Below are 14,897 nucleotides of genomic sequence, written 5' to 3'. Positions count from 1 at the left end.
CTGTCAGCTTTCAGCGGTCGACCTCGCCCAACACGATGTCGAGGCTCCCCAGGATCCCGACCACGTCCGCGATCGTCCGACCCAGGCACATGCGTTCCAGGGCCGTCAGGTTGATGAAGCTCGGGCTCCGGACGTGATACCGATAAGCCGCCGCCGATCCGTCCGACACGAGGTAGTAGCCGAGTTCTCCCTTGGGGTTCTCGACCCGCCCGTAAGCCTCGCCCGCCGGGACCTTGATCTGATAGGTTTTCTTGCCCGCCAGGATCGGCCCTTCGGGGATGCCGCGCACGGCCTGCTTCAGGATTCGGACGCTCTCGCGCATCTCCATCAGCCGGACGTAGTACCGGTCGTAGACATCGCCGTGGTTGCCGACCGCCACGGCGAACTCGAACCGATCGTAGATACCGTACGGGGCGGCCCGGCGCAGGTCGTAGGGGACGTTCGAGCCCCGCAGCACCGGCCCGGACGTCGAGAAGTTGATGGCGTCTTCGGTTGAGAGAACCCCCACGCCCCGGGCGCGGTCCAGGAGGATCTCGTTGCCCGAGAGATATTCGTCCAGCTCGTCGATCTTCTTGTCGAGTCGATTCTCGACGATCGCCCGGCAGCGGTCGAGCCAGCCCGGCGGCAGGTCGGCGGCGACGCCTCCGAAGCGGAAGTAGTTGCACATCATCCGACTCCCCGACGCCCACTCGAAGAGGTCGAGGATCAACTCGCGCTCCTCGATGGCGTAGAGGGCGGGGGTGAAGAACGCGCCCAGGTCGTTGAGCAGGAAGCCGATCGACCACATGTGGCTGGCGATCCGCGTCAGCTCGGCCATGATCACCCGGATGTACTCGGCCCGCTCAGGGGGCTTCGCCTCGTCGCCCATGAGTTGCTCGACGGCCAGGGCGTAGCCGAAGTTGTTCCCCATGCTGGTCAGGTAATCGAGCCGATCGGTGAACGGCATGTTCATGAGGAACGTGTTGCGCTCGCCGATCTTCTCATGATTCCGGTGCAGGTAGCCCATCACGGGTTTCAGGCCGACGATCGTCTCGCCGTCGACGCGGACGTTCATCCGGAAGACGCCGTGGGTGCTGGGGTGCTGCGGCCCCATGCTGACCATGAACCGGTCAGAATCGAGCGCCTCGACGGCCACTCCGTCCTGCGGCGGCTCGATTCCCTTGGGATCGTCCATTCCCGAGAGGCTGCCCCAGTCCTTGAAGCCCCTGGGGATCTTGAGGTTCGTCCCGAAGGGATTGATCTCCTCGGACCGAATGTGGAGCCCCTGCCCTTCCTCGATCCGGCTGGGGAAGACCTTCGTGGGACCCTCGTAGTAAGGCTCCAGGTAGTCCTTCCGGAGCGGGTAGTAGGCGAAACCCTCCCACATCAGGATCCGCTTCAACTCAGGGTGGCCCGAGAAGCGGACGCCCATCATGTCGAAGACCTCGCGCTCCTGGAGGTCAGCGCCACGGTAGACGTGGTAGAGGGAAGGAACCTCGCCTTCACCTTCGATCTCGGAGGTCCGGACGCGGAGCAAGACCATCGAACCGGGGCGGGACGTGCTCTCCAGGTGGTAGTTGACCTCGATGCAGTCCTCGTAGTGGACGCTCTGAAGGCTGGTCAGGTAGTCGAACCGAATCGCATCCCGATCGCGGAGATAGCGGGCGACCTCGACCAGACGATCGGCGGGGATCAACAGCCCGGCCCGAACGATTTCGACGCGCCCCTGCCCGACGGCCGCATTGATCCGGTCGGCCAGCGCGGCGAGCCCAGCATCGCCCAGCCAGACGGCGCTCGGCCGGACGAGGGCTCGCTTGATCTTCTTCGCCGGCTTGCCGCCGGGGGCTGCGGCGGGGGCGGCCGGCTCATCGCCGGCCCTGGGCGCGGGGATCTTGAGGGGCTTGGGCAGGCCCTCCTCGTGCCGCTCCATGAGTCCCTGGGCAGTCCGTTCGGCGGCGATCTCGACGGTCCGCAGGTCGATCAGGTCGGGGCCGAGGGCCGGGACGGGGACCTCGCGCTCGACGTCGCCGCGATACCAGGGGGCCTCGACGATCTTCTCGCCGTCGATCTTCTTCTGGAGCGTGATGATCCCGTTGATGAGGGCCTGAGGAGTGGGCGGGCAGCCGGGAATGTAGACGTCGACGGGGAGGAACTTGTCCACGCCGGAGACGACGTTGTACCCCTCCTTGAACGGTCCCCCGCCCGAGGCGCACGCCCCCATCGCGATGACGTACTTGGGCTCGGGCATCTGGTCGTAGAGGCGGACGATCTGGGGCATCATCGTCTTGGTGACGGTGCCGGAGACGATCATCAGGTCCGCCTGGCGCGGAGATCCCCGGAAGACCTCGGCGCCGAACCGGGCCAGGTCGAACCGGCTGGAGGCCGTGCAGATCATCTCGATCGCGCAGCAGGCCAGACCGAAGCCCAGGGGCCAGAGGCTGGAGCGCCTCCCCCAGTTGTAGACGACGTCGACCATCCCCAGCAGCTTTTCCCAGTTCGTGACCAGGACGTACTGCTCCAGCTCTTTCTGGAGGACCGGATCGAGGGGAATCGACCACTCAGGGCGGGCGGTGGGCGGGTGCGTCATGACAGAATCTTGGCGAGGCGGCCGGGCGGGTCGCCCTCGCAGGTTCGCGACCAATTGCCGACGGGTAACCGATCCCAACGATTCGGGCCGGACGGAGGCGCCTCGCGGATCGACCGTCATCGTAAACCCAAAACGGCCGGGTCGCCAGGGGGCGTTCGATTGTCCCCTCCCGGGGCCGACTTCTCGTTGGCTGCTTCGCAGGGGGGCGAATTCGGGTTCGATCGCTCGAAGCGTCAACGGAGCCAATTCGGCGCAAGGGCTGATCTGGTCGATTTTTGTGAGTTTGAGACGGGCCTCGCAAGTGGGTTTGTTCGGCAATTTTCGTCGGAGGCTCGCCCCCAACTTCCCGGGGGCTGCCTCGCCGGTCTCCACCAGGCGTCGGCAGCCGTTCGGGCTTCGGTCGGTCGCTCGCGAGAAATCGGCTTCGATTGAACCCGCGCACGACCGGAGCCGTTCGACGCAAACCCAGGTATGCTGGTTGGTTGAGCGTCGAATCTCGGGTTTTCGGGTGGGTTCGTTCGGCCCATTTTGTGCGATCACAGCTCGCTAACTCCCGGCAGGTCAGCCGAGTCTCACACGGGTCCTCTGATGGATACCTTACGACCAGATCGGTCATGACTGCGCGAGCATCCTGGGCTGGTCCGACGGCTCGTGTTCCGGCTGGCCGGGTTGGAGCGGCGTACAGTATGATGGGTTGTGTCGCGGGTCCGAATCGTTTCGGCGGCGACCGACCGGAGCCGGCCGTTCCCGCCGCCCCCCGATCTCCCCACGCACGCGAAGCCATGATCCTGATCTCCGCCCAGGGTTTGGGCCGACAGTACGCCGGCGACCCGATCTTCACCGACCTCGCCTTCGAGGTCCGCGCCGGCGACCGTATCGGGCTGGTCGGACCCAACGGCGCGGGCAAAACCACGCTGATGAAGCTGCTCGACCGCACCGAGCAGCCCGAATACGGCTCGGTCTACGTCCGCCAGGGCGTTCGCGTCAGCCTGCTCCGCCAGCAGCCCAACTTCGCCCCCGACCAGACGCTAATGGACGTCGCCCGCTCCGGGCTGGCCTCGCTGCTGGACCTGCAGGCCGAGTTGGAAGAGGCCGCGAAGGAGATGGCCGAGGCCGACGACGAGGACGACCGCGAACGCGCCGGGCGTCGTTACGACCAGATCCATGAGCAGATCCTGCACCAGGACGCCTACGACGTCGACTATCGGGTCGAGGAGATCCTCTCCGGTTTGGGCTTTGCCGAGGCCGACTACCAGCGCCCGGCCTCAACGTTCTCCGGCGGCCAGCAGTCGCGGCTGATGCTTGCGAAGCTGCTGCTGGAAAGCCCCGACCTGATGCTGCTGGACGAGCCGTCCAACCACCTCGACATCGAGACGACCGAGTGGCTGGAGAACTACCTCTCCCGCCAGCCGACGGCGATGATCATCGTCAGCCACGACCGCTACTTCCTGGACAAGACGGTCAACAAGATCTGGGAGCTGCACGACGGTTCGCTGGAGGTCTACCCCGGCAATTACTCCCAGTACTGGCGGCTGCGCGAGGAGCGGGCCAAGGTCCTCGACCGTCAGGCCGAGCGTTTCGAGGAGCAGGCCGAGAAGCTCGCCGCCTACATCCGCAAATACGGCGCGGGGCAGCGAGCCAAACAGGCCCACGACCGCGAACGGAAGTTGGAGAAGCTCCAGGCCGAGAAGGTCGAGACGATGCGCGACATCGTCGGCCCGGTGATGGGCTTCGAGGAGGTCGACCGCTCCGGCGACATCGTCATCGAGGCCCGCAAGCTCTCGAAAGCGTTCGACAAACCGCTGTTCGAGAATCTGAACATGGTCGTCGATCGCGGCGAGTGCATCGGGGTCCTGGGCCCTAATGGTGCGGGGAAGACCACGCTTCTGAAGACCTTGATCGGCTATGAGAAGGCCGATTCCGGAGAGGTCAAACTGGGGCACAAGGTCCAGATCGGCTACCACGACCAGGGCTTGCAGTCGCTCAACCAGGAGACGACCGTCGTCCGGGCCGTGTGGCCCGAGGACGACACCGACTGGGCCGAGGGCGAGGTCCGCTCGCTGCTGGCCCGGTTCGGCCTGACCGGCGACCAGGCGTTCCGGAAGGTTGGCATGCTCTCCGGCGGCGAGAAGGCCAAGGCCGCTCTAGCCCGCCTCTGCGCCACCGGCGCGAACCTGCTCGTGATGGACGAGCCCACCAACCACCTGGACATCTGGTCGTGCGAGGCGCTGGAGCGCTCGATCCGCGAGTTCGAGGGGACGGTCCTGGTCGTCAGCCACGACCGTTACTTCCTCAACGCCGTGGCCGACCGGATCCTCGTCGTGGCCGGCGGCGGCAGGGTGAAGGTTATCGAGGGCGATTACGAGACCTACCAGGCGATCACCCAGAAGGAAAAAGAGGCCGCCGAAAAAGCCAAGGCCCGCGCCGCGGCCCCGCCTCCTCCCCCCCAGTCCGTCGCTCCCAAGGCCCAGCCCACCGCCGCCAAGGTCAATAAGAAGAAGTTCAAGTACCGCCCGGCCGCCGAGCTGGAGCAAGAAATCGCCCAGCTCGAAGCCGAGGTCGCCGAGGTTGAAGACCAGCTAGGCCAACCTGCCACCTGGCGCGATCCGACGAACGCCGCACGCGTCCAGGATCGGCACCTAGAGTTAAAACAGAAGCTGGAAGATCTCTTCCATCACTGGGAGTTCGCCGTCGAATCCGAGTGGTGAGTCGATCCCAAGCTGCCAGCCCGGTAGGCTGGCGAAACCGAACGAGGCTGTAGACCATCACCGTTTGATCCCATGGCCGACCCCAAAAAAGTCATCGCCACCGTTCGCAAGGCCGCCGACCTCATGAGGCGCACGCCCGGCCGCGCCGGGTCGGTGGTGCGCGCGTTCGCGGAGGAGGTGATGGTCGTTGGCGACCTTCACGGCAACCTCCGGGCGTTCAAATGGCTCCTGGGCGAGGCCGCGCTCGACAAGCATCCGGGCCGGCATCTGGTCCTTCAGGAGCTCGTCCACGAGATCAACAAACACAACGATGATCGGCCCGACCTGTCGCACCGGCTGGTGGATCTTGTTTGCGCCCTCAAGTGCCAGTATCCCGACCGCGTGCATCTGATCCTGGGCAACCACGAACTCTCGGAGCTGACCGGTCGGACGATCGGCAAGGACGGGCGGACTCTCAATGAGCGGTTTCGCGCGGGGATCCAACTCTCCTTTGGCGACGCGGCCGAGGAGGTCTACGAGACCTACCTGAAGTTGTTCGCCGACCTGCCACTCGCCGTCCGTACGCCGAATCGCGTCTTCATCTGCCACACCGTCCCCGACGGCGACTGGCTGGACGGCCTGGATCTCTCGATCCTCGACGCCGACTCCTGGCCTCCCGAAGCAACCAAACGCCGGGGGACCGTCTACTCGCTGACCTGGGGACGCGACACGTCCGACGAGACGGCCGACCGCTTCGCCGAGATGGTCGACGCCGACCTCTTCGTCGTCGGCCATCAGGCCTGCGATGAAGGCTTCCGCCAGTCCAACCGCCGCACCTTGATCGTCGACGGCACCGACCCCTACCCCACCTACTGCCTCTTCCCCGCGCGGAAGCCGATCACCATCGAAGAGATCGTCGCGTCCGTGAAGGTCCTCGGGATGGAGGCCCCCTCGTCCTGATGGCTGCGGGTTCGCGCTTGAGAACGTCCGTGGCGGGTGCTAGGCTCCCCCTCGTGTGATCAAGCGTCTCCCCGCGCTTCGAGGGTCCCCGTCGTGAACATGCCGCGCGTCGTTTTCTGCTGGCTGAGCAGCGTCCTCGTCCTGTTCCTGCTGGGCGTTCCGGCGCCGTCGGTCCTCGCCGAAGACCCGAAGCCGAACGTGCTCTACATCATGGCCGACGACCTCGGCTACGGCGATCTCGGCTGCTACGGTCAGAAGCTGATCAAGACGCCGAATATCGACGCCCTCGCCGCGCAGGGGACCAGGTATCTTCAGGCCTACGCCGGCTCGACGGTCTGCGCCCCGTCGCGATCGGCCCTGATGACCGGCAAGCACACTGGCCACGCCCCGATTCGGGGCAATCAGGAGGTCAAGCCCGAGGGCCAGGTCCCCATGCCGGCCGACACGTTCACGATGGCCCACCTCTTCAAGAGGGCCGGCTACACGACCGGCCTGATCGGCAAGTGGGGCCTGGGCTATCCGGGCTCGGTCAGCACGCCGGACAAGATGGGGTTTGACGACTTCTACGGCTACAACTGCCAGGCCAAGGCTCACGAGTATTACCCGGAATACCTCTGGAAGAACGACCAGAAGGTGATGCTCAACGGCAAGGCCTACTCCCATGACCTGATGGCTGCCGAGGCCCTCGATTTCGTCAGGCGCAACCGCGACAGGCCGTTCTTCCTCGACCTCTCTCTGACGATCCCCCACGCCAAGCTCCAGGTCCCCGACCTGGGCCCTTACGCGAACGAATCGTGGCCGGACGACCTTAAGCGTCTGGCTGCGATGATCACCCGGATGGACTCCGACGTCGGCCGCCTGATGGTCTTGCTGGACGAGCTGAAGATCGCCGATCGGACCCTAGTCTTCTTCGTCAGCGACAACGGGGCGGCGTATAACGATCAACTGTTCCAGCACTCCGGCGCGTTGCGCGGTCGCAAGCGAGACATGTACGAGGGGGGCGTCCGCACGCCGGCGATCCTGCGGTGGCCGGGGCACGTGAAAGCCGGCGCGGTGAGCGAGCAGGTCTGGACCTTCTGGGACCTTTTGCCGACCTTCGCCGATCTGATCGGCGTCCCCGCGCCGAGCGGCCTCGACGGCGTCTCGGTTCTGCCGGCCTTCGTCGAAGGCCGGAAGATCGAGCATCCTCCTCTCTACTTCGAGTTCCACGAGCGGGGATTCGACCAGTGCGCCCGCATCGGCGACTGGAAGGCCGTCCGCCACGGCTCGAAGGGGCCGATCGAGTTGTACGACCTGTCGGTCGATTCCTCAGAGAAAACCGACGTCGCCGCCGCCCATCCGGACGTGGTCCGCAAGTTCGAGGACTATCTGGCCACAGCGCGGACCGACTCCGAAATCTGGCCGATCCGAGACCGCGTCCCCGGCCAGGCGGCCCAGAAGAAGGCCGCCGCGAAGAAGGCCGCGACCCCATGAGCCTTCCCAGCCGCCGAGACCTCTTCCGCACCGCCGGGGCCGGGCTCACCGCCGGATGGCTTGGCCAGGCCCGGGCCGAGGAAGCGTATGATGCCGTTGGCGACCGGATCGCCGCGTATCTGGAGACGCTCCGCCGTCCCGACGGCGGCTACGCGGCGTCGCTCCTCGCGCCTCGGTCGCACCTGACGCCGACCTTCGCCGCGATTGGTTGTCTCCACCTCCTGAAACGCCTGCCGACCGATCGCTCGACCCTCGCCCGATACGTCCGCGACCACCACCCGCACCGGCTCAAGAAGCTGGAGCAGGAGCACCACGAATTTGAGGGCCAGCAGATCCAGGCCCTGATCTGGCTCGGCGAGGCCCCGGCCGATTTCCGCCAGGTGGTCGACGGTTGGAAACCGCCGTCGAGGTATCTGCCGCAGTACGAGCGGTCGAGCAACCCGATCCTCCGCCACGAAACCGTGGCGCTTGAGGGCCGACGACTGCTGGGAATGCCACTGGATGACGTTGCGCCCGTCTTTCTGGAATACCTGCGTGCTCGTCGGCGTCCGGAAGGCGGCTACAACAACACGCCTGCCTCCGACGGCGGTCCGGCGCACGTCCTGAACACCTGGTGGGCGCTGCGGACGCTCGACGCTCTCGGCCAGGCTCGCGGTGAAGGGGCCGCCGAGACGATCGCGTGGCTCCGGTTGTGCCAGCTCCCGAACGGTGGGTTCACGCACGCTCCAAACGCGACTCTCGCCGGAGTCGACGACGCGGCCTACACCTGGGCCGCCGTGCGGGGGCTCACTCTGCTTGGCTCTCAGCCGGCCGACCGAGATGGCTGCGTGCGCTGGATCGCCTCGCTGTTCAACGAAGACGGCGGCGCGGGCGATCGCCCTGGTTGGGCGAGCCGGCCCGAGGCGACGTTTTATGCGTTGGATGCGCTGGAGGCGGTGGGCCGGCCTGCGGTGACGACCGCTCGCCGTTCGCCTGGTACTCGATCGTCCGATCTGCCCGGCGGTTTGAACGTCTACTCGATCCAGATCGAGGCGCATGGCCAGGGGAGCCCGGCCGACGCGGTGACGCTGGCGGAGTCTCTGAAAATCCATCTGTGGGGAGCCAAGAACGCCGCGAAGGGATGGGTCGAGCGGGCGCAGTCGATTGCTGATGGTCGGAAAGTGGCCACGCGGTTTTTCGTCGCCAACGAGGAGTATGGCTCCTGGCTGCGGATGCCCGGCCTGGGCGTCTACAGCCACATGAGCGACGTGATCGCCCCGGCGGGCGTCGACTTCGGGCCGCCGATCGCCTCGGGCGAGTCGCCCGACTGGGCCGCCTTCCGAGAGCGCCGACTTGAGCCGCTGCAAAAGGCCGGTGGTCGGCTGGTCTGGCAGTTCGGCGAGAACGAGGAGCTCGTGCGGCTCGTGCTGGATGACTCGCTGGAACGCGGCGGGTACGCGGCGATCAGCACGTTTCACTTCGGCAATCCCGACTTCACCAACAGCGAGCCCTTCCTGGAGCGTTACCGAGGCCGGCTGCCCTTCGTGGCGCTTCAAGACGCGCATGGCCCGCAGCCCTGGTACTTCGCCGACATGACGACGGGATTCCGGACCCTCTTCCTCGCCAGCGAGCCGACCTGGGCGGCCTGGCTGGAAGCCCTGCGGCTGAACCGCGTCGCCGCCGTCCGCCGCGACGAGGCGAGCGGCGGTCAGACGTGGATCCAGGCCGGCTCGTCCGCCGTGCTGGAATTCGTCCGAGCCCATGAATCCGATTGGCGGTGGTGGGAGAACCCGTCGATCCGACGCCCGATGCTCTCGCTCGTCGCCGTCTTCCCCGGCGATCCGTTCGAGACGCCGCAGCCCGAGCGAGGGGTCGTCGTCCGCGTTCGCACCGCCTGGACGAACTCGACCCAGGGCCGCCCGCGAACGCCGCTCGCCGTGCTGGACCGCCTGCGCATCGACGGCCGCGACGTCGAGCCGGCCGAATCGCTGCCAAAGCCTCCGAACGGCGCGGGGCCGCTGGATCAATTTTACTACTTCTCCATGCCCGACATCGCCCCCGGACGCCACAAGGCCGAGGCCCGGGCTCGCGTGATCGGATCCGGAGAGTTGGTGGATTCCTCGATCACGTTCGACGTCCCTGCTCGTTGAGCAGATCGTCGGAAACGCCCCGGCGGCTTGAGTCCGCCGTTGGGTCGGCTACCATGGGGCTCTCCTGGCCGCCGATCGGCGGTCCGTGATCCCCGGCGCGGAGTCGTCCCCATGAAGCGTCTCGCCCTCGCGTTGGCCGTCCTCGGCTCGATCCCGGTTGCTCGGGCCGCCAGCCCACCGCCGGAAGGTTCTGCCATGATCTACCCGGCCGGCGTTGCCGCGAAATACGAAGGACGAGAGAAACGCACGCTGTGGATCTGGTCTCCGGCTAACCAATCCTGGATGGCCATTTTCAATGGCCATACGGTCACCTTGAGCGCTGTCCCCGTCCCCGGAGACTCGATGCCTCGTTGGACGAACTTGGGCGAAGCCTCCGGCCCGCTTGAGATCGTGATCAGCGGTGAATTAGCCGAGACGCCGAAACTCAAAAAAGGCGAGACGCCCCCGCCTCCGCCGTCCCCTCCACTCCTGGTCCTCGATCCCGACCCGAACGGCGATCCTAACCGTTTACTGGATGTCGCGCGCGGAGCCACCGACTCGACGGGCCCTTCACTCGATCGTCGCCGGGGCGAGTCGCGAACCAACAAAGAAGGGGCCGAGTTTCACGCGCCGGCCACCGCCGACGCCTGGCGCGACCGCGCGACGCACCTTCGCGACAAGATGAAGGTGAATCTCGGCCTCTGGCCGGCCCCGCCGAAGACGCCGCTGAATCCTCAGGTTTACGGCCGGATCGAGCGTGACGGATACACCATCGAAAAGGTCGTTCTGGAGACGCTGCCGGGCTTCACCCTCAGCGGCAACCTTTATCGGCCCACGTCGCCGTCGACCGCGAAACTCCCCGCGATCCTCTGCCCGCACGGCCACTGGGAAGTCGGCCGGATGCAGCCCGACGTCCAGCAGCGCTGCATTCGCTGGGCGAAGCTCGGCGCGGTCGTCTTCATGTACGACATGGTCGGCTACAACGACTCGAAACCCTTCCCGCATGAATTCCTGAACGATCACCTCCGGCGATGGGGCCTGAGTCTGTTCACGCTCCAGACGTGGAACAGCACGCGGGCACTCGACTGGATCACGACGCTGCCGGACGTCGATCCGGCCCGGATCGGCTGCACGGGCGAATCGGGAGGCGGCACCCAGACGTTCATCCTGTCGGCCCTCGACGAACGCATCAAGGTCGCCGCGCCGGTCGTGATGATCTCCGACTGGTTCCAGGGAGGCTGCGTCTGCGAGAACGCCGCCGGGCTGCGGATCGGTACGGACAACGTCGAGTTCGGGGCTCTCTTCGCCCCCCGGCCGATGATCCTCGTCGGCGCGTCGGGCGACTGGACGGCCAAGACGATGACCCACGCTTTTCCGGCCATCCAGGGCGTCTACTCGCTCATCGGCCGCCCTGAGCGACTGGAAGCCACGGTCTTCGACTTCCCCCACAATTACAACCAGACCAGCCGCAACGCGGTCTACGCCTTCATGGGACGCTGGCTCCTCGGCCTCGATCCATCGATCGACACCCGCGAAGGCGAGCAGACCGTCGAGACGGCCGAAACTCTCCAGACTTTCGACGCCGATCATCCGGCCCCCGCCCGCAAGACCCCCGCCGAGTTGGAAGACTATCTGGTCAAAACGATCGGTGAGGACCTGGAATTGCTGGCACCCACACGGGGAGCGGCCGTCTGGCAGGCGGGGAAGCCGTTCCTCGCGACGGCTCTGAAAACCCGAGTCGGCCTGGAATCGCCCGCGCCCGAGGCCATCGCCGACAAGGTTGTGCGCCGCGTCAACCGGGAAGGGATGGCGATCGTCCACCATCAACTCTCCCGACGCGGAAAGGGGGACGCCGTCCCCGTCGTCAGGATCACTCCCCTGCGATCGAACGGACGGCTCGCCGTGATCTCCAGCGATGAGGGGAAAGCGGGGCTCGTTTCGGCCTCGGGTGAGCTTTCGCCCACCGTTCGCGCCCTCCTGGATCGCGGCTGGTCGGTCGTCGGCTTCGACCCCTTGTTCGTTGGAGAAGCGATAGATCCCGCGAAGCCGATCTCTCATCGTCCCGAGGTCGTCCACGGCCCGACTTACAACCCGTCCGTCGCGGCCGACCAGATGCAGGATCTGGCGACCGTCGCGGCCTGGGCCGGATCGCAGCCGGACGTTCGCGAGTTGGCCTTGATCGCGACCGGCCTTTCGGGACGGCAGGCATTGCTGGCGCGGTCGCTGCTCCCCGGCGTCTCGCGGACATACGTCGACCTCGACGGCGGCGACGACGCCGATGAACGCGGCCCGCTCCCGGCCGCGATCGACCTGCCCGGCATCCAGCAATTCGGCGGCCTTCGCGCCGCCGCGGCGTTGGCGGCGCCTTCGCCCTTGCGGATCGCCCGGCCAGGTCGATCGTTCGCCCGCGACTGGCCGGCCTCGGCCTACGGACTGGCCGGCGTTCCCCAGGCCCTCCGCTTCGACGAAGAGGCTCCCTCGGCGGCCGATCTCGCTCGCTGGATCGATTCCGGAGAGTGATCCTCGCTCACAACGCCCCGCGACGTTCCAACGCCTTGTAGTGGAAGAACGAATAGACGACCGGGAAGAGCGTCGAGCCGAGAAGCACCACGAACGCAGCGGCGATCGGCGCTCCTGTGACCACGAGGAGTAGTCCGACCACCGCGCCCGCAACCATCAGCCAGGCCGCCAGCCGATGCGTATCGTTCCAGACGCGGTCGCTAGCCAACGTCCAGGGGACGCGGATTCCGATGTAGAAGTTCTTGCGAATCTTCCCCATCACGTTCCCCATCAGGCCGAAGAAGACGAAGAGACCTCCCATCAAGGCCCGTCCAAGGTCGATCCGCCGTGGGCCGCCGCCGATCTCCTGGAACGTCGCCATCAGGATGACGACCTGGAGGTAGACGAAGAGCGCGACGATCACCGCCAACAAGTAGAGATAGGTCGAACGGAACGAGTCGACCTCGAACGACTTGGGCGAGAGAGCCGGCAGAAAAGCAAAGAGGACGAGCATCACGGTGGCGATCACCGGCATCAGGAAGACCGTCGCCTTCGTGCCGTGGCCGTCGACCTGGCCGTGGATATTCCAGTGCGTCGGGATCGAGTCCGGCAGGCCCGGGTAATACCAGGCAGAGAGCCCCCACGCGAAAGCGGTCAGTCCGGCCGCGATAATCCAGTAGGCCCGATTCATAGCTCTTCCCCCTTTTCGGGCTGTTCGCCGCCGAACAGGTCCCAGATCCGCGCCATCACGTCCTGGACGACCGTTGTGTTCAAGGCGTAGTAGATCTGCTGGCCGTCTCGACGAGTCGTCACCAGGTCGGCGTCCTTCAGAACGGCGAAGTGATGCGACATCGACGGCTTCGACACGTCGAAGTGCGTCGCCAACTCCCCCGCGGTCATCTCCCCTCGCGAGAGAAGTTGAAGGATCCGCCTTCGCGACGGATCAGCCAACGCCTTGAAGACCTCGTTCATCGGCCCCTCCGCCCGTATCTTCGCCGCCTACGGGCGATTATTTCGATCGCCGTCTAAATATCAAGAGGGAGGCGGCGGGTGGTTTCAGGCCTCTTCGAGGGTGACCTTCCGCGGCAGGGAAGGCGGCTGGAACGAGAGCAGGTCGGAGACGAGGGTATCGGGATCAGTGGAGACCAGGAGGAAATCGAGGAAGTGGCGACGGACGAAGCCTGCGTCGGCGCCGAACTCAAGCAGGGCGAGGAGCGGGTCGAAGTAGCCTTCGATGTTGAGCAGGCCGATGGGCTTGGCGTGGATGCCCAGACCGGCCCAACTGAGGATTTCGAAGAACTCCTCATAGGTGCCGATGCCGCCTGGCAGTGTGAGGAAGGCGTCGGATTTCTCGGACATCAAGGCCTTGCGCTCGTGCATTCCGGGGACGACGTGCAGCTCGGTCAATCCGTGGTGGGCGATTTCATGAGTCGCCAGCGCCAGTGGGATGACGCCGACGACCTCCGTCCCGGCGGCCATCGCGGCGTCGGCGACGACGCCCATCAGGCCGACCCGGCCGCCCCCGTAGACGAGCCCCAGCTTGCGCCGGGCAAGCGAGTCGGCCACCTGCAGCGCGGCCTCGCGGAAAGCTGGGGAATTGCCATAGGAAGAGCCGCAGAAAACGCAGATGCGGGGACGGTCCTGCATGATTTCGGTGTGTCCTTGATTCCAGGTTACGACCGGGCCGCGCTCATCTTGGCGTCGGTCGTGTTGCGAAGGATTGTCGTGTAGTAGAGGGTCAGCAGCCCGGCGATGTAGAGAATCGCGATCCCGAACCCGACTCCGAGCGGCACGGCGACCTCGGGGCCCCCTTCCCCGGGGTTCAGCGCTTCGGGCGATCCCGGCGGAAGTACCGGCGCGGGGTCGCCCGTGAGCGCCCCGTAAGCCAGCATCGCCGCGGTCAGCCCCGCCGAGGCTCCACCGAGGACCACGACGAGCAGGTGCATGATGTAGAAGATCGAGAGCGGATTCACGCGTTCCACCCGCTTCGCCGGCAGGCCCAGCAGGGTATTCAGCTTGGCGACCTCGTAGATCAGGCCGATCCGGGCGCGGATGAGTAGAAAGCTGATGAAGACGGCCAGGACGGCGAGCGTGCCGAAGGTGACCGGCAGGCACCAGTACTGGATGACCCTCAGCGGGACGATCGGCGCGACCTCAGCCTTGACGTTCAGGAGGCCCGTGGCGGCCGCGACCAGGATCGAGGCGACTGCCAGGAAGATACCCACCGATCGATTGCGGTCGGTGACGAGTTGGTGAATCGTCCGCGAAACGTGGAGGAAGCGGACTTCGGGAGCGAGCGGTTCGTGCTCCTCGGGCTTCCAGCCGACCGCGGCTTCCTCGCCGATCATCTCGATCTCAGCGAGACGGCGGTCGACGGCTTCCTCGACGAGCGCTTCGTTGCCCAGCCCCTCAGCGTGTTCGCGGAGCTTGGCGTCGACGGCCGGCGGCAATGGAGCGGGAACAGGGTTCGACTCGGGCTTTTCAGTGGTGTCGCTCATCACGCAGACCTCGACGCGCGGGGAGACGGAGAGGTTCGATGGATTGATCCGCCATCATCCAACGGAGGCCCCGGCGGCCGCAAGTGGAGCCGCCGGGGCCGCAGGA

10 protein-coding genes and 1 pseudogene are annotated in these 14,897 nt (G+C 66.1%); 5 read left to right on the top strand and 6 right to left on the bottom strand.

All coding sequences use genetic code 11. The features are described from left to right. Positions 1 to 10: 10 nt before the first annotated feature. Positions 11 to 1,102 (bottom strand): NADH-quinone oxidoreductase subunit D, encoded by a 1,092-nt coding sequence (locus tag G5C50_RS33270; RefSeq protein WP_407673561.1) that lies wholly within the window; start codon positions 1,100 to 1,102, stop codon positions 11 to 13. A 234-nt stretch (positions 1,103 to 1,336) separates the two neighbouring features. Then, positions 1,337 to 2,566 (bottom strand): annotated as a pseudogene (nuoB, locus tag G5C50_RS33265) (NADH-quinone oxidoreductase subunit NuoB); the annotation flags it as partial. Positions 2,567 to 3,348: 782 nt separating this feature from the next. Here nuoB and G5C50_RS17840 point away from each other — a divergent pair. From G5C50_RS17840 to G5C50_RS17820, 5 genes are all read left to right on the top strand, one after another. After that, complete coding sequence (locus G5C50_RS17840; protein WP_165071547.1) at positions 3,349 to 5,274, top strand: ABC-F family ATP-binding cassette domain-containing protein; 1,926 nt, start codon at positions 3,349 to 3,351, stop codon at positions 5,272 to 5,274. A 72-nt stretch (positions 5,275 to 5,346) separates the two neighbouring features. Next, entirely contained in the window at positions 5,347 to 6,213 is an 867-nt protein-coding gene (locus tag G5C50_RS17835; RefSeq protein ID WP_165071545.1) for a metallophosphoesterase family protein, read from the top strand. Between the two features lie 99 nt (positions 6,214 to 6,312). After that, positions 6,313 to 7,686, top strand: a complete 1,374-nt coding sequence (locus tag G5C50_RS17830) for an arylsulfatase (RefSeq protein ID WP_165071689.1) — start codon at positions 6,313 to 6,315, stop codon at positions 7,684 to 7,686. Continuing rightward, on the top strand, positions 7,683 to 9,815 hold the full coding sequence (locus G5C50_RS17825; RefSeq protein ID WP_165071544.1) for a prenyltransferase/squalene oxidase repeat-containing protein: 2,133 nt from the start codon (positions 7,683 to 7,685) through the stop codon (positions 9,813 to 9,815). Before G5C50_RS17830 ends, G5C50_RS17825 begins: the two co-directional genes overlap by 4 nt. A gap of 342 nt (positions 9,816 to 10,157) precedes the next feature. Continuing rightward, positions 10,158 to 12,314, top strand: coding sequence for an alpha/beta hydrolase (locus G5C50_RS17820; protein ID WP_240907141.1), 2,157 nt, complete (start codon positions 10,158 to 10,160; stop codon positions 12,312 to 12,314). Positions 12,315 to 12,321: 7 nt separating this feature from the next. Here the strand turns inward: G5C50_RS17820 and G5C50_RS17815 are convergent, their stop codons facing one another. From G5C50_RS17815 to G5C50_RS17800, 4 genes are all read right to left on the bottom strand, one after another. Beyond that, positions 12,322 to 12,984 (bottom strand): SdpI family protein, encoded by a 663-nt coding sequence (locus G5C50_RS17815; protein ID WP_165071541.1) that lies wholly within the window; start codon positions 12,982 to 12,984, stop codon positions 12,322 to 12,324. Then, entirely contained in the window at positions 12,981 to 13,265 is a 285-nt protein-coding gene (locus tag G5C50_RS17810) for an autorepressor SdpR family transcription factor (RefSeq protein WP_165071539.1), read from the bottom strand. Before G5C50_RS17810 ends, G5C50_RS17815 begins: the two co-directional genes overlap by 4 nt. An 84-nt stretch (positions 13,266 to 13,349) precedes the next feature. Continuing rightward, entirely contained in the window at positions 13,350 to 13,940 is a 591-nt protein-coding gene (locus G5C50_RS17805) for an LOG family protein (protein WP_165071538.1), read from the bottom strand. 26 nt (positions 13,941 to 13,966) lie between these two features. After that, positions 13,967 to 14,791, bottom strand: a complete 825-nt coding sequence (locus G5C50_RS17800; protein WP_165071537.1) for a hypothetical protein — start codon at positions 14,789 to 14,791, stop codon at positions 13,967 to 13,969. Between the last annotated feature and the right edge of the window lie 106 nt (positions 14,792 to 14,897).

This window comes from Paludisphaera rhizosphaerae (assembly GCF_011065895.1).
GTDB lineage: Bacteria > Planctomycetota > Planctomycetia > Isosphaerales > Isosphaeraceae > Paludisphaera > Paludisphaera rhizosphaerae.
The sequence above is the reverse complement of the archived record's forward strand: the minus strand, read 5'-3'. Positions and strand labels throughout refer to the sequence as shown.